We start from the raw sequence: 558 nt of genomic DNA on the forward strand, positions 1-558 counted from the left end.
GACCCGAGAGCATAAAGTCCCGTGCTTCCATCCATTCGACAAGAAGAAATTCATGCGGATGAGCCAGTCCGATCAAAAGGCATATTTAAAGGAAATGGCCAAGCAGCTCAAGCGGCAGGAGGATGCAATCAATAGCTTAACTGCCAGCCAATACAAGGATGCTAGGGATGCCTTCAAGGCCGTGAATCGTAATCCAGTTGCGGACATGGCACAAGCGGAGGTCAGAAACCAAGCTACCGCGAATATCAGGATGAATATTATTAAGAGTTTACGCAAGAAAGGTATGAGTGCAGCCGATGCAAAGAAAGAAGGGATTATTCGTACTGAAGCAGTGATGGGTAAGCTTGCAGCACTACATGACCCTGACATGGTGGCAGGCGGCTGGATGCGCGCTAAAACTTTAGGAATAGGGCGCGCCGATGTAAATTCGTCAATTGGCGCTAAGTAATTCGTCAATTTTTGCTGTCAAAGCCTGATAGGTAACGACGCAGGAGTTGATGTGATGAAACTACTGATACTACAACCGGCTGAACAGCAAACATTGCGCGACATGGGTGT

General features: G+C 47.7%; 1 protein-coding gene. It reads left to right on the forward strand.

The annotated features are described in order from the left end of the window. Positions 1 to 448: polymorphic toxin type 15 domain-containing protein (locus tag ACP7B7_RS31660; protein ID WP_426079368.1), on the forward strand; the 448-nt coding region annotated here is incomplete at its 5' end. Positions 449 to 558 lie beyond the last annotated feature (110 nt).

The organism is Janthinobacterium sp. PSPC3-1 (assembly GCF_049896105.1).
In the GTDB taxonomy this organism is placed as follows: Bacteria; Pseudomonadota; Gammaproteobacteria; order Burkholderiales; family Burkholderiaceae_D; genus Janthinobacterium.